The following is a 21,714-nucleotide window of genomic DNA, read 5'->3' on the forward strand; positions in this document are numbered from 1 at the left end:
GCGGCATCCGGTCAGCCGGCAAACGGGCGGGCAACCCTTTGGACAACTTGGCATTTGCACCATCGTGGGGCACCTTGCCGGCGGGCCGCGACCGGCGCGGCGGAAAGACGGACGAGACGTGAGCGGACGGGACATGACGAGTGATGTGCCCCCGGCGGCTACGGGCAAGCCGACGCCCGCCGCCGAACGGCGCGCGCGCCCGGTGGCCGGCATCGCCCCCCGCCTGCACGAGCGCGCCTTCGACATTCTCGCCTCGCAGATCGCCTCCGGCGCCCTCGCCCCCGGCGAGCGCCTGCTCGAATCCCGCGTCGCCGAGCGATTCGGCATCTCCCGTGCACCGGCCCGGCAGGCGCTGGCGCGGCTGGAGCGGGTGGGGCTGGTGAGCCGCAGCGACGGCCACGGCTTCCAGGTCATGCCCCTCGCCGGACCGGCGCCGGCCGTCCCGGCCGTCGATGTCAGCGGCGAAACGCCGATCCAGCTCGCCCCCGAATCAACCTGGCAGCGCATCTATGCGGACGTGGAGCAGGAGGTGGTCTCGCGCACCGCGCTCGGCGCCTTCCGCGTGGTGGAGAACCATCTCGCCGCCTATTACGGCGTGAGCCGCACGGTGGCCCGCGAAGTGCTCTCGCGCCTCAACCAGCGTGGCGTGGTGCGCAAGGACAGTCGCCTGCACTGGTACGCGCCGGCCCTGACGCCGGCTTATGTGGCCGAGCTGTTCGAGATGCGCGCCATCCTGGAGCCGGCGGCGCTGCGGCTGGCCTTTCCGCGCCTCGCCCCCGGACAGGTGGCGACGCTGCTGGCCAACCTGCGCGATGCCGCCGCCCACCCCGATGCGGTGGACGGCGCCCGCCTCGGCGCGCTGGAGAACGAGCTGCATGTGGGCCTGCTCGGCCGCTGCGGCAATGCCACGCTGATGGAGGCGCTGGCCACCTGCCAGACACTGCTGGTCGCCCTCACCTTCCTTTATGTGCGCTCCCCCCAGCCCCACGGCCGCGAACCGTTCATCGCCGAGCATCTCGATGTCGCCGAGCGCCTGGCGGCGGCGGATGTGGAGGGGGCGGCGGACGCATTGCGCGACCACCTGCGCGGCTCTTTCGGTCGCGCGGTGGAGCGGCTCGATCGGGTGCGGCGGGAGTTTTCCCCCGGCCCCCTGCCCTACCTCTCGCCGCTCTGATCTTCTCAAATAGCCGTGACAGGTCTTCCGATTGCGCCAAAACGGAACATTTCTTGATCTGAACGGGTGGCGAAGCGCGCGAACCCGGTTAAGATTGCATTGTTCGCCGGCGCATCGGTCGCACTCTCCTTTCGGAAATGTGCGGAAAACATGAGCTTCGGCGTGGTGGTGGAGGATTTGATGTTGTCCCTCGTTGCCGGTTCCGCCCTCGTCCTCGCTGGTCTTGCCGCGGTTGCGCTTGCGCAGCTCGCCGCCAAGCAGAGGCAGATGGTACCGGTGCGCGTGCGCGCCCGCCGCACCCATCGCTGAGGCGCGACGCTCCCCGAACCTTCCGCCGTGACCCCGGTCGCCGGGCCTGATCCCGCAGGCTCCACAATCGAGATTAGCGTCGAGCGGGTCCCGCAGCTTTTCAACATGCTGGACCCGTTCCCCTTCCGGGAACGCGACCTCGACGCGGAGGCGGAAGCCTTCATCGTGGAGTGGGCGCGCGAGCTGCCACGCGGCGCGCCGATCTCCATTGTCGTCCATTTGCCGCCCGAAGAGGCGATGACCAGCGAGGCGGCGGGCCTGCCCGACGCCATCCGCGGCTATTTCACGCTCAGGGCGCGGGCGCTCTCGGCGGAGCTGTCGGAGCTGTTCCGGGTCGGGCGCATCTCGCTCACCATCGGCATCATCGTGCTGGCGCTGTGCCTCGGCATCGCCGGGCTCATCGCCGAGCCACGGCTCGAAAGCCTCGGCAGCCTCGCAGCCGAGGGCCTGCTGATCCTCGGCTGGGTCGCGCTCTGGCGGCCCATGGAAATATTCCTCTACGACTGGTGGCCCATCGCCGGGCAGCGCCGGCTCTACCAGCGCCTCGCCACGGCCGGCATCAGCGTGCGCGCGGTGCCCTGATCCTGCGGCCCGGAGCGGAACAAGGCCGGCGGCAGGAGATTTCCTCAGGAGATGCGGGGCTCGCCCCCACAACCAGGAGGATATTCATGGCGCCCGACGCGACACCCGACGACGATCTCGTCACCCTCAGCATCTCGCCCGAGACGATCTGCTACATCATCGTCAAGGCCCGCTCCCGCGATGCCAAAGACGCGGTGACCGATCCCGATCCCGGGTCCGACGGCCCGGACGACGGGATGCGCGCGGTGCTGGAGGACCACCCGGACGATCCGGTGGACGAGGAACTGGCCGGCGCCATCACCGCGCTGAACGAGGACCAGCAGATCGATCTCGTCACCCTCGCCTGGCTCGGCCGCGGCGACGAGGACATCTCCACATGGGGCGCCCTGCGCGCCGAGGCCGCGGCGAGCCGCGAGGTCTCGACCGCGCGCTACCTGCTCGGGATGCCGCTGGTGGGGGATTATCTGGAGGAGGGCCTCACCCGCCTCGGCTATTCCTGCGCCGACGTCGAACTCGGCCGGCTATGAGGCCGGCCGCTGTCCTCAGGCGGCGGCCATGGCGTTGCGGGCGTGGCCGCGGATGCGCTCCACCATGGAGCGCAGGCCATTGGAGCGCTGCGGCGTCAGATGGCCTTCGAGGCCGATCTGGCGGAACACCCCGAGGATGTCGGTTTCCATGATCTCCTTGGGCGTGCGCCCGGAGACCAGCATGAGCAGCACAGCCACAAGGCCGCGCACGATGTGCGCATCGGAATCGCCCTCGAACTCCAGGAGGGGACCGGAGGGCGTCTCCTTCACGTGGGAGATGAGCCATACCTGGCTCGCGCAACCCTGCACCTTGTTGATGTCGTTGCGCTCGGCCTCGGGAAAGGGCGGCAGCTTCTTGCCGAGCTCGATCACGTGCCGGTAGCGGTCTTCCCAATTGTCCAAAAATTCGAAATCCGCAATCAGATCGTCAGCATTCATGAGGCCAATTCCTCGTCACCAGATGACGGCCGGGAAAAAGGGCACGACCGCCTGTCCTTGCGCTGCAGCATAGCACAGCCGGCAAGCAATGCCTGCCTAATCCACATCCCGAACATGGTACCGGATCGGCGCCGCGCAAGGCCGCGTGAGATTCAACTGCCCGTCAGGCCGGGCGGCGGGGCGGCAGCGGCGGCAGGGGCGTGGGCGTCATGGTCTGAGCCGGCTGCCCGGAGACGGGCTGGAAGCCCTGCGGCACCACGAGCTTGGCCGCGTCGCCCCCGCCCCACAGGGGCATAAGATCCTGCGGCGTGAGTTCGAGCGCGCTGCCCTTTTCGGCCGCGCTCTTGTCCGCCGTGCCCTTGGCACCGGGCTGGGCACCGGGGACGGGCGCGGGCGGCGCGCCTTCGCGATGGCCGATGGAGTCATAGACCCAGCGCGCGCCCATCTGGGCCTTCTCCACGAGATGTCCCGCCATCTGCCCGCCCACCGCGCAGGCCTGGGGCTGGCGATCGCAGAAGCCGCGCAGGTCCGCCACAAGCGCCTGGGCGGCGCCGAAGGCGTCGAACACGCTCACGTCTCGCCCGTCGCTGCCCTTGAGGCCGAAGGGGAGGAGGAGCAGCACGAGGCCGACCCAGAAGGCGAGGCGGAACAGGAAGAACATCGCTCCCTCTTGAAACGGCGGCGAAGCTGAATTCGCGCCCTTCGACATTACCACCGACGCGTCCGCGCGTGAGCCGTCGCGGGCCGGCCGTGCCCCGACTTTTCAAGACATCGTTAACGCTGACAGCGTTCGATCCGCGCCGGCTTAGCGTTCGCTTAAAGCCCGCCGTGGCAGGATTTTGCGAAACGTGATGGCGGGGCGCGCAGAAGATGTGCGGCGTCCGGCCGGACAACGGCACTTGACAGGGGGCGACGTGGCTCACGTCTTCGGCGATGCAGCGGCCGGTGCGCGGCCCGTCCCGGCCCGCGACGGCGGCGACCGGGAGGCGTTGCCGCGCCTGGCCGGGCTCGGCCGCCTCACCGGCGCGGTGCTGAGCGGCCTCGGCCTGCTCGGGCTCGGCTCCGGCGGGTTGGTGCTGCTCGCGGAATTCTCCGGCCTCGCCACCGGCGGCCTTCTCAACGCCACCACACTTCTCGCCAGCGGCTTCGTCTGCGCGGCCCTTGCGGCGGTCGCCGGCGGGCTGGCCCGTGCCGCCACCAAGGCGAGCGCCGCGCCGCCCTCCGACATGCTGCTCGTCACCTGCCACGGCCCGCGCGGCGAGGTGGTGCGGGTGGAGCGCCAGGGCGGCCCCTTCGCCGCCTCCCCTGCATCGGCGCTGGAGGGTATGGCCCTGTTCGAGCGCGTGCTGGTGGCCGACCGCCCCGCCTTTCTTTCCGCCGTGGAAGCGGCCTCGCGCGGCCGCGCCGCCACGCTGGAGCTGCGCCTGCGGTGCGATGCCGCCGGCGACGCCGCCCCCTCCTTCCTCACCGCCGAGGCCCGTTGCCGCGCCATGCGAGGCGGCATGGTGCGCGTGTCCTGGCGGGCGCCCTGGCAGCAGGCGCAGACCGAGCAGATGAAGGCCGAGCGCCAGAAGGCCGATGCGGCCGCCCGCGCCCGCGCCGAGGCGGAGGCCGCCAACGCCGCCAAAAGCCGCTTCCTCGCCGCCATGAGCCACGAGCTGCGCACGCCGCTTAACGCCATCCTCGGCTTCTCCGAATTGCTGGCCACGCAGACCGGCGCGCCCCTCGACGATGCCCGCAAGGCCGATTACGCCCGCATCATCCACGAGAGCGGCCAGCACCTGCTCGGCCTCGTCAACGATATCCTCGATCTGTCGCGGGTTGAGGCCGGCGCCTATGTGCTGGAGCGCGAGGCCGTGGACGTGGGCGCCCTCGTCGCCGGCTGCGCCGAGATGGTGGCCCTCGATGCCGAGCGCACCGGCGTGAGCGTGAAGACCAAGGTGCCGGCGCGCCTGCCCGTGCTCGACGCGGACAAGCGCGCGCTGCGCCAGATCGTGCTCAACCTGCTCTCCAATGCGGTGAAGTTCACCCCCGCTGGCGGGCGGGTGCAGGTGGGCGTGAGGATGCAGGGCGACGAACTCATCATCCGCGTCCGCGACACCGGCCCCGGCATGCGTCCGGAGGACGTGGCGCGCCTCGGCGAGCCCTTCTTCCAGGCGGGCGACTGCATCCAGAAGTCGCGGGGCTCGGGCCTCGGCATCGCCGTGGTGAAGGGCCTCGTGAAGCTGCATGACGGCGATGTGCGGGTGGAAAGCGCGCTCGGTCGGGGCACGAGCGTGTCCGTGAGCCTGCCGGTCGCGGCCGCGATCGAGGCCAAGGGACAGGGACAGGGGGTCGTTGCGCCGTTTCCGGCGCGGACCGAAGACACACGGGCAAAGAGGACGGCATGAAGCTGGAAACGGCCACCGCAAACGCAGCGCCCCCGGAACTCGCCGAGGCCGCCGAGGCGGAGGAGACTGCGCGGCAGGCACGCCGGCTGCGTCGGCTGGACGTGATGGCAGCGCTGGTGGCGCTGGCTGGCAGCGGCGCCTTCCTCGCCAACGTGCTCGTTCTCCAGACCTCGCCGCCCGGTGCGCCGCTGCCCATGGCGCGCCCCGCCGGGGCCGGCAAGATCAACCACACCACCGTCCCGCTCACCTCAACGGGCACCGGCACCGCGACGACGTCGGCACCGGCGGGCGGCGCCACCACCGGCTCGCTCGGCTATCTCTCCATCCGCACGTCGGTGACAGGCACCGCGGCCCCCCTCGTGCCGGCGACCGGCGCGCGCACCGCCGATGCCCGCGCAGAGCCGCCGCCCAGCCGCCCGCCTGCGGGGCTCGTCTCCTCGGGGGACATAACCGGCGCCGTGCGCCCGCCGGTGGATGTGGGCGCCTCGCCGCGCATCCTCTCGGTGCAGAAAGCGCTGTCCAAGCTCGGCTATGGTCCCCTCAAGGTGGACGGCCGGCCCGGCGGCGAGACGCGGGCCGCCATCGTGCGCTTCCAGCGCGACCGCAACCTGACCGCCGACGGCGAGATCACCGACAAGCTGGTGCGCGAGCTGGGCTCCGTCTCCGGCATGGCGCTGAACTGATGGCTTTGACCTGAATGCGCCTCAAGAGCGCGATCTTCGTCTCCGCCCTCATCCGCCGCTGCCAGGTGGAGGGGTGCTATGCGACCCTGGTGCGCAAGGGCGCGGAGGAGGCCGGCGCCATCTTCGTGAAGGTGGCCAGCCTCGACGGCACCGCCGCGCTCTACGGCCCGGCGCCGCAATCCGCGTTCGACGAATCCTTCCCTGCGGACCGCAAATTCTCGGTGCTGGTCGCCCCCGGCAGCCCGGAGGCCGAGGCCGACGCCCGCATCGCCCGCGAGCTGAAGTTCGACCCGGACATCTTCGTGCTGGAGATCGAGGACCGCCAGGGGCGGCACTTTCTCGATCTGGTCGAGTAGCGCCGACCCGCCTCCCCTCCCCCATCGAGCGACCGGCGGGGGGCCTCGCCCACTACCTCTCCGTCAGCTTCAGCTCGATACGGCGGTTGCGGGCGCGGGCCTCGTCGGAGGTGCCGGTGTCGAGGGGCTGGTATTCACCGAAGCCAGCGGCGATGAGGTGACTGGGGCTCACCCCCTTGGCGATGAGATACTGCACCACCGCGATGGCGCGCGCCGCCGACAGTTCCCAGTTGGAGGGGAATTGCGCGGTGGAGATGGGCCGGTTGTCGGTGTGGCCGTCGATGCGCAGCGCCCAGGAGATGTCCGGCGGGATGGACTTCTCAAGATCCAAGATGGCGCCCGCCAGCTTGTCGAGGGAGGCGATGGCCTCCGGCTTCATCACCGCCGAGCCGGCGTCGAAAAAAACTTCCGATTGGAACACGAAGCGGTCGCCCACCACGCGGATGTCCGGCCGGTTGCCGAGGATATCGCGCAGGCGGCCGAAGAATTCGGAGCGGAAGCGGGTCAGCTCCTGCACCCGCTGGGCCAGCGCCACGTTGAGCCGGCGCCCGAGGTCGGTGATCTTGGATTGGCTCTCGGCGTCGCGCTTCTCGGAGATGTTGAGCGCCTCTTCCAGCGCCGCCATCTGCCGGCGCAGGGCCGCGATCTGCTGGTTGAGCAGCTCGATCTGCGCGGCGGCGCGGGCGGCCACGTCCTTCTGCAGATCGAGTTCGCGGGACAAGGCGTTGGCGCGGCCGGTGTCGGACGGGGCCGGCACGGCGATGGCCTGCCCGCGCAGCTTGTCGCGCTCGCCCTCGCTGGCTTCGAGGGAGGCGCGCACCGAGGCCAGCTCGCTCTCGGACGACTGGCTGTTCGCGCGCTCCAGGGAGAGAAGGTCGGTGAGCTGGCGGATCTGCGCCTGAAGGCGCTGCATCACGTCATCCTTGCCCGCCATCTCCTGCGTCAGGAAGAACTGGGTGAGGATGAACACCGACAACAGGAAGGTGAAGACGAGGAGCAGCGTGGACAAGGCGTCCACGAAGCCGGGCCAGTAGTCGATGTGGCGGTCGCGCCCGCGCCGGCCGAGGGCCATGGGTTCTGCCTCCGCTCAGTTGCGCCGCGGACCGGCGTCGTCCTCGACCCGTGAGAGCAGGCGCCGCATCTGCTCCTGCTGCGCCTGCTGCTGCTCGATCATCTGCTTCAGCAGCGCCTGCTCGGAGCGCATGTGGGTGACGAGGCCCTGCAGGCTCTCGGCAAGCTGGGCCAGCGCCGTGGTGACGCGCTGGGAGCCCGCCTCCGTCATGGTCTTCTCCAGCCGCCCCATGGCCGAGACCAGCGGATCGAGGTCCAGCACCGGCGGCGGAAGCGCCAGCGGCGCGGCAGGGGTGATCTGCGCGGGGGCGGCGGGCACGCGGGGGGCGGCCTCCCGGTCGGCGGCGAGCGCGCGGTCGCGCGGGCCGTCGTCCAGATCGCGCACGGTGGTGGAGAGCCAGTCCTCGAGGTCCGTATAGAAGCGGTTCTGCGCCTGCCCGGCCTGAAGGTCGAGGAAGCCCAGCACCAGCGAGCCGGAAAGGCCGAACAGCGAGGAGGAGAAGGCGGTGCCCATGCCGCCGAGGGGGGCGGCGAGGCCGCTCTTCATGTCCTCGAAGATGGAGCCCACATCCGGCCCCACCTGCAGCGCGCCGATGACCGAGCCGATGGAGGAGACGGTCTCCAAGAGGCCCCAGAAGGTGCCGAGGAGGCCGAGGAAGACGAGCAGGCCCGTGAGGTAGCGCCCCATGTCCCGGCTCTCATCGAGGCGCGTGCCGATGGAATCGAGGATGGAGCGCATGGTGGCTTGCGAGATGGTCATCCGCCCCAGCCGCTCGCCCAGAAGCGCGGCCATGGGCGCCAGCAGCGTCGGCGGGCGCGACACTGCAAGGCCGGGGTCGGCGAGGCGGAAGGAGTTCACCCAGTCCACCTCGGGGAACAGGCGGGACACCTGCCGGATGGCGAGGATGATGCCCACGGCGAGCACGCCGAAGATGACGCCGTTGAGCCCCGGATTGTTGAGGAAGGCGGCGACGATCTGCCGGTGCAGCACCGCCGCCAGCGCCGCGCACAGGGCCAGGAACACCAGCATCCGCACCAGGAAGATGCGGGGCGAGGAAAGCTTGATGAACGGATCGACGACGCGCGCCATGGTTCTCCCCGAGCGAGTTTTGTCCTCGAACGCTGAAGGGCCCCCTTGAAGGCCGCCGCGCGGGCGGCCCCGGACGGGGGCGTCGGCCGGAGAATCAGGCCCGGCCTCTGGCAAGCGCCGGCGTCGACTATGGCACAGGGACACCGCGCGGCGAAACAGTCGCGACCTTGCGGAAGACCAGCGACAGATTGTTTGCCGGCATTTCCTCCACCCGGGCGAGAACAAGGCCGTTCTTCGCCGCCTCCGCCGCCACCTCGGCGAGGTGCCTCAGGCCGAAGCGCGGGTCCTGCCGCCTCAGGTCCGCATCGAAGGCGACGTTGCTCGGCGCCGTCTCCACCTCGTCGCGCAGATAGGCGCCGTAGGTGAAGAGGATGCCGTCCGCCGGCAGGCGGGCGCCGGTGCCGCGCATCAGGCCCACCGTCGCATCCCATGGGCTGATGTGGATCATGTTGATGCAGACGATGGCGTCCACCTTGCCCACCGGCCAGTCCTCGCCCACCGCGTCTAGGGCGAGGGGGTCGCGCACGTTGGCAAGACCCTCGGCGGCAGTCCAGGCGGCGATGGAGGCGCGGGCCGCGGGAGAGGGATCGGACGGCTGGAACACCAGATGCGGCGCCCGGCGGGCGAAATGCACCACATGCTCGCCGGTGCCGCTGGCGATCTCCAGCACGGTGCCGGAGCGGGGCAGCAGCGGCAGCAGCAGATCGCCGATGGGGCCGCGGTTCTTGAGCGTCGCAGGCGCCGAGCGGCGGGCGTCGAGGTCGGGGGCAGTCACGGACATCTCCGGCAGGGATCGTTCGCGCGATCTTGGCCCGCCCGGCCCGGCGGCTCAACCGGATTGCGGCGCCGTTCCCCGGACAAGCGACACCGAAGGTGGAGCGCCGATCCGGGGTCCAGCGCAGGGCTCCCGCGCAGCGGGCAGAACCCGAGGGCGGCTGGTTTCAGAAGCGCCTGCGGCGAGCCGTTGCGCTAGGCCCCGGCTCTCCTTTCCCTGCGCTGACGCTGCGTTGCAGTCGGCCGGGGCGCGAGGGTTGTTTGGGCGCGGGGGCTTGCGGATGGGGGAGAAGGTGGCAAGCTGGGACGTTGCAACTTGAACCTGAAAGGGACGGCCACAATGATAGAGGCGAGCATCGACTAATATCTGCTGATCGTTTCGAAGCCCGCATCACATCCAGCATCGAGACCAACCATGGCGCTACTAAATCGTCCAACACAGGTATATGGACAGTTGCCAAAATTCTTTAAGGCAATTCGTGACGGAATTGCGCCGGAAAAATTTACACAACAGTATTTAAAAGATCTTGGATTTGGTAGCTCAAATTTTCGCGTTTTGATACCACTTCTCAAGGATCTCGGATTTTTAACTCCAGACGGGACGCCAACCGAAAGGTACCGAGATTATTTAGATGCATCTAGATCTAAAAAAGTTCTAGCCGACGCAGTTCGATCTGCATATTCCGACATATTCACCATAACGAAAAATCCAACCAAAAATGAGAAAGATAAAATATCTGGAAAATTCAAAAGTACTTTTAATTTTTCAGATACACAGGCGGACAGGTCTGCAAATACATTTTTGGCTCTTGTTGATCTCGCCGATTTCTCCGATTCTCAGCCCGATGAGCCTGAGATCAAAACGGCCAGTCCGCCCCCCTCCGCCATACAGCAAGAGACCCACGATCGATCAAATCGCATTATCGGTCTACGATACGATATTGCCATCCATCTTCCAGCTACAAAAGATATTGAAGTTTACAATGCCATCTTTAAGGCACTGAAGGAGCATCTCCTTGACTGATTCAACGACGCTCCGAGATTTCATCTTCCGCGGAATACTATTTGACGCGGAGGCTGATCAATTTCGAAAAGCGGGCATCAAGATCGGAACAGATCAATACCAACAAGAAGAGGCACTCTTATACGAGGCACTGGCTCCATTTGGCATAAAAAGACGCAACGATGCCCTCGAAATGGCTCGTCTGTATGCGGTATTGCATGCCTTTGAAAACGAAATTCGGAGCTTCGTCAAGGACACCCTTGAGGAGAAAGTTGGCCCGAATTGGTGGGAAACGGATTCAATGCCCGCAAAAATCCGAGCGAAAGCGGAGAGTCGAAGGAAAACTGCGATTGATGACAGCTGGCTTGAGGGAGCGAAAGATGACAATTTAGAATACGTTGATTTTGGAGATTTATCCCAGATCATAATTCAAAATTGGGATAATTTTAAGGAGATAATTCCGACCCAAAGCTGGCTAAATCAACGAATGGTCGAGCTAGAAAAAGCTAGAAATTTTGTTGCGCACAATCGGATGCTGCTCCCAAATGAATTCCAAAGGCTTTATATGTATATATCAGACTGGAATAAAACTGTTGGCATATAGAACGGAGAGGGACTCACGCCCCTCCCCTCACACACCTCACCGCGAAAACTTCTTGTACTGAATCCGCTTCGGGATCACCGAATCCGTGCCCAGGCGGCGCTTCTTGTCTTCCTCGTAGTCCGCGAAGTTGCCTTCGAACCATTCCACGTGGCTGTCGCCCTCGAAGGCGAGCATGTGGGTGGCGATGCGGTCCAGGAAGAAGCGGTCATGCGAGATGATGACGGCGCAGCCGGCGTAATCCTCCAGCGCCTCTTCCAGGGCACGCAGGGTGTCCACGTCGAGGTCGTTGGTGGGCTCGTCGAGCAGCAGCACGTTGCCGCCGCGCTGGAGCACCTTGGCGAGGTGGACGCGGTTGCGCTCACCGCCGGAGAGCATGCCCACCTTCTTCTGCTGGTCGCCGCCCTTGAAGTTGAAGGCCGCGCAATAGGCGCGCGAGGGGATCTCCTTCTTGCCGACGTAGATCACCTCGTTGCCGTCGGAGACTTCCTCCCACACGGTCTTCTTGTCGTCGAGCGCGTCGCGGCTCTGGTCCACATAGCCGAGCTTGACCGAGTCACCGATGGAGATGGAGCCGCCGTCCGGCTTCTCCTGCCCGGTGATCATGCGGAACAGCGTGGTCTTGCCCGCGCCGTTCGGCCCGATGACGCCGACGATGCCGCCCGGCGGCAGCTTGAAGGAGAGATCGTCGATGAGCATCTTGTCGCCGAACGACTTGCTGAGATGGTCGAAGGCGATGACGTTCTGCCCCAGGCGCTCGGCCACGGGGATGACGATCTGGGTGGCGGAGGGCTGGCGCTCGGACGCGCGCTGCAGCAGCTCCTCGTAGCGCTGGATACGCGCCTTGTTCTTCGCCTGGCGGGCCTTGGGAGAGGCGCCGATCCACTCCTGCTCGCGGGAGAGCGCGCGCTGGCGGGCCTCGTCCTCGCGACCCTCCTGCTGGAGGCGCTTCTGCTTCTGCCCGAGCCAGGAGGAATAATTGCCCTCGTAGGGAATGCCGCGACCGCGATCCAGCTCCAGGATCCAGCCGGTGACGTTGTCGAGGAAGTAGCGATCGTGGGTGACGATCAGGATCGCGCCCGGATAGGTGCGCAGGTGCCCTTCCAGCCAGTTCACCGTCTCGGCGTCGAGATGGTTGGTGGGCTCGTCCAGCAGCAGGAGTTCCGGCTGCTCCAGCAGCAGGCGGCAGAGCGCGACGCGGCGGCGCTCGCCGCCCGACAGGCGCGTCACCTCCCAGTCGTCCGGCGGGCAGCCCAGCGCGTTCATGGCCTGCTCCACCTTGGAATCGAGATCCCAGAGGCCCTGCGCCTCGATCTCGTCCTGGAGCCGGGTCATCTCGTCCGCGGTCTCGTCCGAATAGTTCATGGCGAGTTCGTTGTAGCGCTCCAGAATGGCCTTCTGCTTGGCCACCCCGTCCTCAACGTTCTCGCGGACGTTCTTGGTGGGGTCGAGCGCCGGCTCCTGCGGCAGGTAGCCCACGCGCACGCCCTCGGCGGGGCGCGCCTCGCCGGTGAAATCCTTGTCGATGCCGGCCATGATGCGCAGCAGGGTCGACTTGCCCGCGCCGTTGTTGCCCAGCACGCCGATCTTGGCGTCCGGGTAGAAAGAGAGGTGCACGTTGTCGAGCACCTTCTTGCCGCCGGCATAGGTCTTGGTCATGCCGTGCATGTGGTAGGCGTACTGATAGGGGGCCATGGGCCGCCGTCTCCTGAAAAGGGGTGCGGGAAAGTTGGCGCCGTTCTAGCCTCGCAGGCGAGGCGCGGCAAGGTTCGCAGCATGTTTCGCGAGACGAATAGAGCCGGCGCGCTCTGGAGGAAAAGATGGGTTCCGACCACCACCACCACAAGGACTGGCGCACCGACGGCGTGCAGGTGATCCCCGGCGACCGCCTCGATCCCAATACCGCCCAGACCCCGGGCATGAACCGCGCCACCGCCATCAACCGCGCCCGCGCCGGGGCGGAGAAGATCTGGGCCGGCACCGTCCACATCCATCCGGACGCCAAGACCGGCGCCCACCACCACGGCGATCTCGAAAGCGTCATCTACGTGGTCAAGGGCCGCGCCCGCATGCGCTGGGGCGAGAATCTGGAGTTCGTGGCCGAGGCCGGTCCCGGCGACTTCATCTTCGTGCCGCCTTATGTGCCCCACCAGGAAATCAACGCCTCCGCCGACGAGACGCTGGAATGCGTGCTGGTGCGCTCCGGCCAGGACCCGGTGGTGGTGAATCTCGACATCGAGCCGGTGGAGAAGCCCGAGCACGTCAAGTGGATCGACCCGATCCATCGGGAGTGAGGTGGCCGCAGGCCTTGCGCGAACAGGCTTTGCGGCCGCTTCCCGGTCGCGCCATCCACAGGCCGGCGGAGAAAGAATGCAAAGGGTGTTGCATTCGCCGCCGGCATTTTCTATAGAACCGCACCTGCCGCCGACACACTGTCTCGCCGGCAAATGGATGCGGGTGTAGCTCAGGGGTAGAGCACAACCTTGCCAAGGTTGGGGTCGAGGGTTCGAATCCCTTCGCCCGCTCCAGTTTCTCTCAAGAAAATCAGATGGCTGGCAAACGCCCTGTAGGGCGTTGTGCTTCCGAAGCTCCACGCTGCGGGCGTTGGAAGCAGAACGGAAGCATCTGCACGAACGTCGCCGGGTAGCATGGCGCGCTGACGGCGCCCTTCCTTTGCCTCCGCCAGGCGCAATGCTAGGTCGAAGACGCCGGAAAATGGCCTCTGCGCCACCTGCCCTGCAGTCCCAGGATGCCGGGCGCTCTCAGGCATCGATTCGTCTGGATCTGTGTCCCATCCGAGCTCAGGCGGTCAACTCGGCGGCTCTGCCAACCAATGACGTCATCTACCGGTCGTTCAGGAAGCAGCGGAAGGAAAGGCTCCGCTCGACCTCACACACTCTCTAGGTACCTCAGTGCTGCGTGTGCCGCCGCTCCGTCCGCGCCTCACGCGGTGATTGCGGCCACCGGCCGGCCCTTTCGGGCGCCTGTCAGCGGGGGATGGACCCCCGCTCGCGCAGGAGCCAGGTCGATGTCCGCCGAGATCGCTCACGCCTTCCTCGGGCCGGGAGGGAGCGGAGATCCGGCGCGCCGGCTTCGCCCTTTCCATGCGGCAGGATTGGTGAGCTTGGAGGACAGCCGCCGCATCCCGTGTGCTGCAGCAACTAAGGAAAGAGCTGGAATCCGGTCAACACAGGGCGGGCATTCGCGGCCTGAGGTGAGGCGCTCAAATTGTCCTTTGACATGGGTCTGCTCCCATGAGGACTGCTGCCGGTTCGTCGAGACTGGGCCACTTGCCCGATACGGCTTCGGCGAACGTCTTTGCGAAAGCTGCTGGCGCGCGCCTACATGGTGTGGATCTCGAACAGCCCTTCCACCTCGACGGGCACGTTGCGCGGCAAGGAGGAACTGCCGACCGCGATGCGCACATGCCGCCCGGCATCGCCGAACACCTCGACCATGAGGTCCGAGGCGCCGTTGATGACCTTGGGGTGATCGCCGAACTCCGGCACCGCGTTCACGAAGCCGCCAAGGCGCACGACGCCGGCCACCCGGTCGAGATCGCCATCCAGCGCCTTCGACAGCTGCGCGAGAAGGTTGATGGCGCACAACCGCGCGGCGGCCTGCCCCTCGGCGAGGGACACGGTGTCACCGAGCTTGCCGGTGAACTGGTCCTGTCCGTCGCGGGTAGGCACCTGACCGGCCACGTAAAGGCACGTTCCGACGCGCCGGGTCGGCACGTAATTGGCCGAGGGGATGGCGGGATCGGGAAGCACGATGCCGAGTTGCGCGAGGCGCTCTGCGATCTTGCCCATGGGTTTCGGACCTCCTGTCGTCAAAGTGCGTCCGGCAACGGCACCACCCGGCGGATGCTGTCGCGGTTGATTTCGTCGAGGGATTTCCAGCCGCCAATGGCCATGGCGAGGTCTATCTCCGCCTTCAGCAAAGCGAGGGCGTGCCGGACGCCGGCTTCTCCCGCGATGGCGAGGCCCCACAGGTGGCTCCGACCGATGAGCACCGCACAAGCGCCGAGTGCGATGGCCTTGAGGACGTCAGAGCCGCGGCGCACCCCGCCGTCGAGAAGCACGGGGACTTCGCCTGCGACCGCATCGACGACCTCTCCGAGGGCCTCGATTGCGCCCAGGGTCCCATCGAACTGGCGGCCGCCGTGGTTGGAGACCTGCACCCCGTCGCAGCCGAGAGACACGGCATGGCGCGCATCCTCGGCCCGCAGGATGCCCTTGATGATCAGCGGGCCGTCCCAGATGCCGCGCAGCCATTCCACGTCCTTCCAGGACACGGCGGGGTCGATCAGCGTCGAGATGTAGCGCGCCATGTCGACCACCCCGCCGCCGCCATAGGGCTCGAAATTGCGGAAGGTGACGCGCGGCGTGCGCGCCATGCGCATCCACCACCCCGCGTGACGGGCCGCATCGGCGAGCGTGCCGAACGAGAGGCGCGGATCGATGGTGAAGCCGTTGCGGATATCGCGCTGGCGCCGGCCGAGTACGGGGCAGTCCACGGTCAGGACGAGCGCCTCGTAGCCTGCGGCCCTGGCCCGCGCCGCAAAGTCCCGCGTGATGCCGCGGTCGCGATAGATGAAGAGCTGGAGCCAGCGGGCGCCCTCCGCCGCTGCGGCGACCTCCTCAATGGCGAGCGTCGCGCCGGCGCTCACTTCCATGATGGTGCCTTCGGCCGCGGCGGCGCGGGCGACTTCCGCCTCCCCCCGTGGCCAGAGCAGGCCCGAAGAGCCCGTCGGCGCAATCAGGACAGGTGTCGAGATGCGCCGGCCGAACAGCGTGCGGCCCTGGTCCCGGGTTTCGCCGCCGGTGAGCGCCTGCGCCATGAGGGCATAGTGGGCGAAGCCGCCGGTGTTCCGCCTGAGCGTCGACTCGTCCCCGGATCCACCGTCGACGAAATCGAACAGCATGCGCGGCAGCGTTCGACGTGCGGCCGCGCGCATGTCGTCGATGGTGAGGAGGGAGGACAGGCGTCTGCGTCCGGTCGGGACCATCAGGGCAACTCGCGCTCGGTGGGGATCAATCGGCGGTCCACCCGCCATCGACGAGGAGGGATGCCCCGGTCACGAGCGCGGCGGCATCGCCGGCGAGGAACAGGACGGCGCCCATCACATCCTCGACCCGGCCGATGCGACCGAGCTTGATGCGCGCACGGACCGCGGCCAGCGCGTCGTCGTCCAGTCCGTAGGAGCGGGTCAGGGGCGTGTCGATGAAGGTGGGCGCGATGGCGTTGACGCGGATGCCGTGCGGCCCAAGCTCTACCGCGAGCGCCTTGGTGAGGCCCTCGATCGCGAATTTCGAGGCGACATAGAGCGACCGGTTGGCCGCGCCCACATGCCCGAGCTGCGACGAGATGTGGATGATCGATCCCGGTCGTCCGGCGGCAATGAGGGTGCTCGCGACGCTCCGGGCGAGGAAATAGGCGGCCTTCACGTTGAGATCGAAGACGGCGTCGAAATCCTCGGGCGTCGTGTCGAGCAGCGGGCGCGGGCGATTGGTGCCGGCATTGCTCACCAGAATGTCGAATGGCTCGATCCGCTCCAGCGCGTCCTGCATCGCCGGCAGGTCGGTGATGTCGAGGGGCAGCGCGGATGCGGCACCGCCAGCCGACCGGATGGCGTCGGCCCGGGCCTCCACTTCGGCTGCCGTGCGTGCGCACAGGGTCACATGGGCGCCCGCGCGCGCCAGGGCCGCGGCCGCCCCGAGGCCGATGCCGCGACCGGCACCGGTGACGAGGGCGCGGCGCCCTTCCAGGCGGAAGGACGGCGTTTCCGGCAGCTGAGGCAGGGCCATGCCTCAACCGCCAAGCCGGGCGCGCAGCTCGCCTAGCGCCGTGGCCGCCGCTTCCACTTCGCTCACCTGGAAACCGGCCGCGAGGTCCGGGCTGTAGGCCGACAGCGCGCGCCGCGCGGCCTCGGAATAGACCACCCGTCCATCCCCGCTCACGCTGACGCCGTCCGCCGCCTCGAAGCCCCGGTTCCAGGCCACGGCCTCTGCCTCGGTCATCCCGTCCGGCAAATCGAGCGTCACCCGGCCGCGATCGACCCTGATCGGATATCCGCCCGGCAGGCCCGCAGGCCCCGGCACGTGGGCGCGGATTTCGCCGTGGCCGGCAAGCGCCAGCAACACGGGAACGGCGGCAGCGCCGGAGATGGCGTTGAGATCGCGGTAAGGGAGCTGCACGTGGCGGGTCCAGCCGTCTACGTCCTCGACCTCCTCGCGGCCGATCCAGGCGCGCACGGGGGCGCCGGTGCGCTCGGTGCCGGGCTTTCGCCACTGGACCAGATGCTGGTGGTGGCCGAGCACGCGCACGCTGGCACGCTGCTCCGGAGGGACCAGCGCCTCGATGATGGACGAGAAGATGCCGATATTGCCCACGCCGCAGGTGATGGGCAGGCCGGACGCCGCCAGCACCTGGTTCACCCCATCCGGATAGCAGGTGTTGACGAAAGCGATGTCGGCGCCGCCGGCCTTCACCGCGCGCGACGAGCGGGACGGCAGCAAAGCGTGGAACGCGATGGTCATGCCGAAGCCGGCCTCCGCCACCAGCTTGGACCACGCGCTGTCCATCCGGTCCACCTTCCAGGGGGACTGGAGCGAGGCGGACTGGACCACCACGCCGGGCGCGGAGGCGGCGATGGCTTCGCCCACCGTCTCCGCCGAAGACTGGTCGACCGCGAGGGTATCGAAGGTGGCCGGCGTGCCGAAAATGGCGGCGCGGGCGTTGCCCGCCTGCGCGAGCCACGTCATGCGCTCGCGATTACGCCCGCCTATGGTGACCCGGACGGGCGCGCGCGCCGTGGCCGCCAGGTCACTGATCATGATCTCGGCGAAATAGCCGGTTCCGATGATGAGAATGTCGCTGTTGGCCACGGTCTGCCCTTTGTGCTCGGGGATCACTTCAGGAAGTCGTTGGTGAACACCTTGGAGATGTCGGTCTTGTCCTTCATCATCTCCATGGCGATCAGCTGCGCCTGAAGGCTCTCCCAGGCCGCTGCGGTCGAGTGGCCGAGACCGTTCTGCTTCACGTCAGGCGACTGGGTGAGTTTGAGAACCTCGGGCAGCTTCAGCTCCGCATACACCTTGTCGGTGCTGGGATTGGCCTTGATGAAGGCCTCGTAGGCCGCCTTGGGATCGTCGATGGCGGCCTGCCAGCCCTTCAGGAAGGCCCGGGTGAAGCGCTTCACGAGATCCGGCTTCTCCTTCACCAGGGCCGGGTTGGTGAGCAGGGAAGTGGAGTACATCTTCATGCCGAGGTCCTCGAAGAGGATCCAGCTCACATCCTCGCCCGTCGCCCTCAGCTTCAGCGCGTCGTTGAAATAGAAGCCGACGCCCACATCGATGCGGTTCGAGGCGATCATGGCGACGAGCGCTCCGTCGGCCGGCACCTCGCGCAGCTTGGCGGGATCGAGCTTGAGGTCCTTCTTCATGGCCTCCCACTGGCGCCCGGTATTGCTCTTGAGCTGGACGCCGATGGTCTTGCCGTAGAGGTCGGTCTTCACGTCCTTGATGTTCTGGGACGTCTTGAAGATGAAGGCCGTGGGATTCTGTTGGAGCACCACCGCAGTCGCCACCAGATCCAACCCGCGCTGGGCGCCGATCAGGATCTGGTCGGCGGTGGCATAGCCGAACTCCGCGTCCCGATTACCCACCAGCTTCACGGTGACGGACGAGCCCTCACCAGGCAGGAGATCGACATCAATGCCTTCATCGCGGAAGTAGCCACGCTCCAGGGCGAGGAAGATCGGCGCGTGCTCGGAACCGAAAACCCAATCGAGCCGCAGCTTCACCTTGTCGGCCGCCTGCGCCACCACGGGCGCCAGAAGCCCCGACAGTGCGATGCCGGCGGCGGCCGTGAGTTTCAGAAGAGACCTGCGTTCCGTCCACATGTCCGTTCCCCTTTGTTGCTGGAAGGTTCTGTTTCAACACGAGGTCTGCGGCCCTGCCGCTCACATGGTGGCCTGCACCCCGCCGCCTTCCGGGGCGGACGGAATGAGGAGGCGCTCGGCCAGCACCACGGCGAGAAACATGAGGATGCCGAGGACGCTGAGGCAGATGATGGCGGCGAACATCAGCTCGGTATCGAGCGTGATGTTGGAGGCGTTGATGACGTATCCGAGCCCCTCGCCGGCAGCGACGAACTCGCCCACCACGGCACCGACGATGGCGAGGGTGATGGAGATCTTCAGCGCTGCGAAGAAATAGGGCATGGCCCAGGGCAGGCTGATCTTGGTGAATTTCTCCCAGGTGCTGGCGCCCAGCGAGTCCATGTATTGCAACAGCTCGGAATCGACCGAGGTGAGCCCCTTGGACGTGTTGATCACCACCGGGAAGAAAGCGATCAGCGCCGCGATCACCACCTTGGGCGTGAGGCCGAAGCCGAACCAGATGAGGAAGAGCGGCGCGAAGGCGATCTTGGGCAGGATCTGCGCCGCCACGAGAAACGGATAGGTCAGGTCACGGATCACCCGAGAATAGGCGATGCCCACCGCGATGACGAAGCCGCTGGCCACCGCCGTCAGGAAGCCGAGGGAGATGGCGACGAAGGTGGGCCAGGTGTTCTTGATGAGGATGGCCCGGCTCTCCCACGCCACCTCGGCGATGCGAGAGGGCGGGGGCAGGATCACCGGCTTGATGCCGAGGAAGTCCACCAGCACTTCCCACAGGCCGAAGAAGGCGACGAAGACGAGCACCTGGCCGAAGGTGACCGAGACGCGATAGAGCGAGGCGCCGGACATGGTTCACACCTCCGCCATGACGGGCGCCGGCGCCGATGCCGGATCCCGGGGGCGCAGCAGCCCGCGGATGCGGGAGGCGAGCGCGGCGAAGTCCGGCATTTCCCGGATTTTCTCGGTGCGGGGGCGGGCAAAGGGCACGTTGATGCGCTCCAGCACGCGGCCGGGGCGCGCGGACATGACGACGATCTGTTCGGACAAGAGCACCGCCTCGGGGATCGAGTGGGTGATGAAGACGACCGTCGTCTCCGTCTGGGCCCAGATGCGCAGCAGTTCCTCCTGAAGGGTCTCCCGCGTGATCTCGTCGAGGGCAGCGAAAGGCTCGTCCATCAGGAGAATTCTCGGGCGGAAGGCGAGCGCGCGGCAGATGGAGACCCGCTGCTGCATGCCGCCGGACAGCTCGTGCGGGAAGCGATGCTCGAAGCCGGCGAGGCCGGCAACCTGGAGCCAGTGCCGGGCCTCGGCCTCGCGCTCGCTCCGGCTCATGCCGCGGCGGGCGACTTCCAGGGTCAGCATCACGTTGTCGAGCGCGCTCCGCCACGGCAGGAGCAAGGCCCGCTGAAACACGTAGCCCACCTGCCCCTGCACCTTGGTTCGCGCTAGCGGCTCCCCGTCGAACAGCACGCGGCCGCCCGAGGGCTGGAGCACGCCGGAGAGGATCTTGAGCAAGGTGGTCTTGCCGCAGCCCGAGGGTCCCACCACGCTGAGGAAGGAGCCGGGCGCGATATCGAATGAAACCTTGTCGAGCGCCGTGGTGACGCCCGTCTTGGTCTTGAAAACGACGGACAGGTCCTCGATCGCTATTCCGGGGGCTTTGGCCATGGCTCAACCGATCCTGATCAGCCGGTCGGTGTCGGTATAGTCCGACAACAGCTCCGAACCGGTGGCGGTGATCAGCATCAGGTCCTTGTTCTGGACCCCGAAGCCGTAGCCCGTGCGGTAGCAAAGGGGCTCGAAGCCCAGCACCATGTTCTCCTCGAGAGCCGCCGACTTCCCGGGCTGGCCAAGGAGAGGCGTTGCCCCGAGATAGGGGTCCTCGTGAAGGTGGAGGCCGATGCCGTGACCGACGAAGGAGATCGGCGGCAAATTATGCGCTTTCAGCCGCCCCACGAAATCGTTGTAGATCTCGAGGCAGTCGGCCCCCGGCTTGGCAAGATCGAGCAGCCGATACTTGCAATCCACCATCACCTGCCAGACTTCTTCGGCCATGGGCGGCGACTCTTCAACATAAGCGGTACGGCAGACGCCCGCCTGATAGCCGCCGATGACGGAGAAGATCTCCACGCGGCAGACGTCGCCGCGCACCAGCTTGCGGTCGGTGGGGCCGACGTTCGGCAACTGGCTGCGCTCGCCGGTGGCGGTGATGAGCAGCTTGAAGTGCTCGGCACCCAGTTCGTAGATGTTGCGTGTGAGATAAGCGGCGATGTCGAGCTCGGTATCGCCGGGCTTGAGGGCCGAGAGCGTATCGCCGATGGCCTGGTCCGCGATGCGCGCGAGCCGGCGCAGCAACGCCACTTCGCCGGGCGTCTTGATCTGCCTGAGGCGCGAGAGGAGATGCTCGGCGGGCACGAAGGTGACGCCCGGCAGGGCCGCCGAGAGGCGGGCGAAGTCTCCCGCCGGCAGGTAGTCCATCTCGATGCCTATGCGCCCGCCCGAGAGGCCGAGGCCGCCGAGCATCGTGGCGAGCACGCTCATGGCGTCGTCGGAGAACTCCTTCCAGATGGTGAGCAGCACGCCGGGCGCCTCGCGCACCACCGTGCTCTCCTCCATGTCCACGACGAACAGATTGAGCGCTGCATCCGCGCTCACCACCGCCATGGCGTGGCGATGGCGCAGCAGCGGCTGGGAGGGGACGACGAAGCCGGCCGCATAGGCGAAGTTCTCCGGCGAGCAGGAGACGATCGCGTCGATGCCCTGTTCGCGCATGGCGGCAGCCTGCCGGCTGAGGATTTCCTCACGCATGT

At 67.2% G+C, this 21,714-nt stretch carries 24 protein-coding genes and 1 tRNA gene; 11 read left to right on the forward strand and 14 right to left on the reverse strand.

Annotated elements, in window-relative coordinates:
• The first annotated feature begins 133 nt into the window (after window positions 1–133).
• The 4 genes from FHT36_RS11730 to FHT36_RS11745 all read left to right on the forward strand — a co-directional run bounded on the left by FHT36_RS11730 (window position 134) and on the right by FHT36_RS11745 (window position 2,592).
• Complete coding sequence (locus FHT36_RS11730; RefSeq protein ID WP_169122669.1) at window positions 134–1,174, forward strand: GntR family transcriptional regulator; 1,041 nt, start codon at window positions 134–136, stop codon at window positions 1,172–1,174.
• Window positions 1,175–1,324: 150 nt separating this feature from the next.
• Window positions 1,325–1,483, forward strand: a complete 159-nt coding sequence (locus tag FHT36_RS11735; RefSeq protein WP_169122670.1) for a hypothetical protein — start codon at window positions 1,325–1,327, stop codon at window positions 1,481–1,483.
• 105 nt (window positions 1,484–1,588) lie between these two features.
• Window positions 1,589–2,065: a hypothetical protein gene (locus FHT36_RS11740; RefSeq protein ID WP_210257693.1), complete on the forward strand. Its 477-nt coding sequence runs from the start codon at window positions 1,589–1,591 to the stop codon at window positions 2,063–2,065.
• A gap of 86 nt (window positions 2,066–2,151) precedes the next feature.
• The gene (locus FHT36_RS11745) at window positions 2,152–2,592 is read left to right on the forward strand and encodes a DUF3775 domain-containing protein (protein WP_169122672.1); all 441 of its coding nucleotides are present in this window, start codon (window positions 2,152–2,154) and stop codon (window positions 2,590–2,592) included.
• 15 nt (window positions 2,593–2,607) lie between these two features.
• Here the strand turns inward: FHT36_RS11745 and FHT36_RS11750 are convergent, their stop codons facing one another.
• Together FHT36_RS11750 and FHT36_RS11755 are read right to left on the reverse strand one after the other, a co-directional pair.
• Window positions 2,608–3,030, reverse strand: a complete 423-nt coding sequence (locus FHT36_RS11750; RefSeq protein WP_169122673.1) for a SufE family protein — start codon at window positions 3,028–3,030, stop codon at window positions 2,608–2,610.
• A 163-nt stretch (window positions 3,031–3,193) separates the two neighbouring features.
• Window positions 3,194–3,691, reverse strand: a complete 498-nt coding sequence (locus FHT36_RS11755) for a DUF5330 domain-containing protein (RefSeq protein ID WP_169122674.1) — start codon at window positions 3,689–3,691, stop codon at window positions 3,194–3,196.
• A gap of 253 nt (window positions 3,692–3,944) precedes the next feature.
• Between FHT36_RS11755 and FHT36_RS24860 the strand changes: the two genes are divergently transcribed.
• From FHT36_RS24860 to FHT36_RS11770, 3 genes are read left to right on the forward strand one after another with little or no spacing between them, the layout of a single operon-like run.
• Window positions 3,945–5,420, forward strand: coding sequence for a HAMP domain-containing sensor histidine kinase (locus FHT36_RS24860; RefSeq protein ID WP_169122675.1), 1,476 nt, complete (start codon window positions 3,945–3,947; stop codon window positions 5,418–5,420).
• Window positions 5,417–6,103, forward strand: coding sequence for a peptidoglycan-binding protein (locus FHT36_RS11765; protein ID WP_169122676.1), 687 nt, complete (start codon window positions 5,417–5,419; stop codon window positions 6,101–6,103). The genes FHT36_RS24860 and FHT36_RS11765 overlap by 4 nt, the downstream gene beginning before the upstream one ends.
• Before the next feature lie 14 nt (window positions 6,104–6,117).
• Window positions 6,118–6,459: a DUF1491 family protein gene (locus tag FHT36_RS11770; protein ID WP_169122677.1), complete on the forward strand. Its 342-nt coding sequence runs from the start codon at window positions 6,118–6,120 to the stop codon at window positions 6,457–6,459.
• A gap of 52 nt (window positions 6,460–6,511) precedes the next feature.
• On the opposite strand, the gene FHT36_RS11775 is transcribed toward FHT36_RS11770, so the two are convergent.
• The 3 genes from FHT36_RS11775 to FHT36_RS11785 form a co-directional block, all read right to left on the reverse strand.
• Entirely contained in the window at window positions 6,512–7,531 is a 1,020-nt protein-coding gene (locus FHT36_RS11775; RefSeq protein ID WP_169122678.1) for a peptidoglycan -binding protein, read from the reverse strand.
• A 15-nt stretch (window positions 7,532–7,546) separates the two neighbouring features.
• A complete protein-coding gene (locus FHT36_RS11780; RefSeq protein ID WP_169122679.1) occupies window positions 7,547–8,620 on the reverse strand; it encodes a flagellar motor protein MotA in 1,074 nt (357 codons plus the stop codon).
• Between the two features lie 127 nt (window positions 8,621–8,747).
• Window positions 8,748–9,395 (reverse strand): DUF938 domain-containing protein, encoded by a 648-nt coding sequence (locus tag FHT36_RS11785; protein WP_348644436.1) that lies wholly within the window; start codon window positions 9,393–9,395, stop codon window positions 8,748–8,750.
• 414 nt (window positions 9,396–9,809) lie between these two features.
• Here FHT36_RS11785 and FHT36_RS11790 point away from each other — a divergent pair, with 414 nt between their 5' ends.
• On the forward strand, window positions 9,810–10,418 hold the full coding sequence (locus tag FHT36_RS11790) for a DUF5343 domain-containing protein (RefSeq protein WP_169122681.1): 609 nt from the start codon (window positions 9,810–9,812) through the stop codon (window positions 10,416–10,418).
• Window positions 10,411–11,001, forward strand: a complete 591-nt coding sequence (locus FHT36_RS11795; RefSeq protein ID WP_169122682.1) for a Swt1 family HEPN domain-containing protein — start codon at window positions 10,411–10,413, stop codon at window positions 10,999–11,001. The genes FHT36_RS11790 and FHT36_RS11795 overlap by 8 nt, the downstream gene beginning before the upstream one ends.
• A 36-nt stretch (window positions 11,002–11,037) precedes the next feature.
• Here FHT36_RS11795 and ettA read toward each other — a convergent pair whose 3' ends face one another.
• Window positions 11,038–12,693, reverse strand: a complete 1,656-nt coding sequence (ettA, locus tag FHT36_RS11800; RefSeq protein ID WP_169122683.1) for an energy-dependent translational throttle protein EttA — start codon at window positions 12,691–12,693, stop codon at window positions 11,038–11,040.
• A gap of 125 nt (window positions 12,694–12,818) precedes the next feature.
• Here ettA and FHT36_RS11805 point away from each other — a divergent pair, with 125 nt between their 5' ends.
• Both FHT36_RS11805 and FHT36_RS11810 read left to right on the forward strand, forming a co-directional pair.
• Window positions 12,819–13,292 (forward strand): cupin domain-containing protein, encoded by a 474-nt coding sequence (locus FHT36_RS11805; protein WP_169122684.1) that lies wholly within the window; start codon window positions 12,819–12,821, stop codon window positions 13,290–13,292.
• 159 nt (window positions 13,293–13,451) lie between these two features.
• A tRNA-Gly gene (locus FHT36_RS11810) sits at window positions 13,452–13,526 on the forward strand.
• Between the two features lie 813 nt (window positions 13,527–14,339).
• On the opposite strand, the gene FHT36_RS11815 is transcribed toward FHT36_RS11810, so the two are convergent.
• The 8 genes from FHT36_RS11815 to FHT36_RS24210 are packed head-to-tail and all read right to left on the reverse strand — an operon-like array spanning window position 14,340 to window position 21,712.
• A complete protein-coding gene (locus FHT36_RS11815) occupies window positions 14,340–14,810 on the reverse strand; it encodes a RidA family protein (protein WP_169122685.1) in 471 nt (156 codons plus the stop codon).
• Between the two features lie 20 nt (window positions 14,811–14,830).
• A complete protein-coding gene (locus FHT36_RS11820; protein WP_169122686.1) occupies window positions 14,831–16,009 on the reverse strand; it encodes an alpha-hydroxy acid oxidase in 1,179 nt (392 codons plus the stop codon).
• 25 nt (window positions 16,010–16,034) lie between these two features.
• Window positions 16,035–16,808 (reverse strand): SDR family NAD(P)-dependent oxidoreductase, encoded by a 774-nt coding sequence (locus FHT36_RS11825; RefSeq protein ID WP_169122687.1) that lies wholly within the window; start codon window positions 16,806–16,808, stop codon window positions 16,035–16,037.
• A gap of 3 nt (window positions 16,809–16,811) precedes the next feature.
• Window positions 16,812–17,888, reverse strand: a complete 1,077-nt coding sequence (locus FHT36_RS11830; RefSeq protein WP_169122688.1) for a hypothetical protein — start codon at window positions 17,886–17,888, stop codon at window positions 16,812–16,814.
• 23 nt (window positions 17,889–17,911) lie between these two features.
• Window positions 17,912–18,904, reverse strand: coding sequence for an ABC transporter substrate-binding protein (locus tag FHT36_RS11835; RefSeq protein ID WP_169122689.1), 993 nt, complete (start codon window positions 18,902–18,904; stop codon window positions 17,912–17,914).
• Between the two features lie 60 nt (window positions 18,905–18,964).
• Window positions 18,965–19,753 carry an ABC transporter permease gene (locus tag FHT36_RS11840; RefSeq protein ID WP_169122690.1) on the reverse strand — a complete coding sequence of 263 codons (789 nt, stop codon included), beginning with the start codon at window positions 19,751–19,753 and terminating at the stop codon, window positions 18,965–18,967.
• A gap of 3 nt (window positions 19,754–19,756) precedes the next feature.
• Window positions 19,757–20,572, reverse strand: a complete 816-nt coding sequence (locus FHT36_RS24205; protein ID WP_210257694.1) for an ABC transporter ATP-binding protein — start codon at window positions 20,570–20,572, stop codon at window positions 19,757–19,759.
• A gap of 3 nt (window positions 20,573–20,575) precedes the next feature.
• Complete coding sequence (locus tag FHT36_RS24210; protein WP_210257695.1) at window positions 20,576–21,712, reverse strand: Xaa-Pro peptidase family protein; 1,137 nt, start codon at window positions 21,710–21,712, stop codon at window positions 20,576–20,578.
• Window positions 21,713–21,714 lie beyond the last annotated feature (2 nt).

Source organism: Xanthobacter sp. SG618, from assembly GCF_012932745.1.
In the GTDB taxonomy this organism is placed as follows: Bacteria; Pseudomonadota; Alphaproteobacteria; order Rhizobiales; family Xanthobacteraceae; genus Xanthobacter; species Xanthobacter flavus.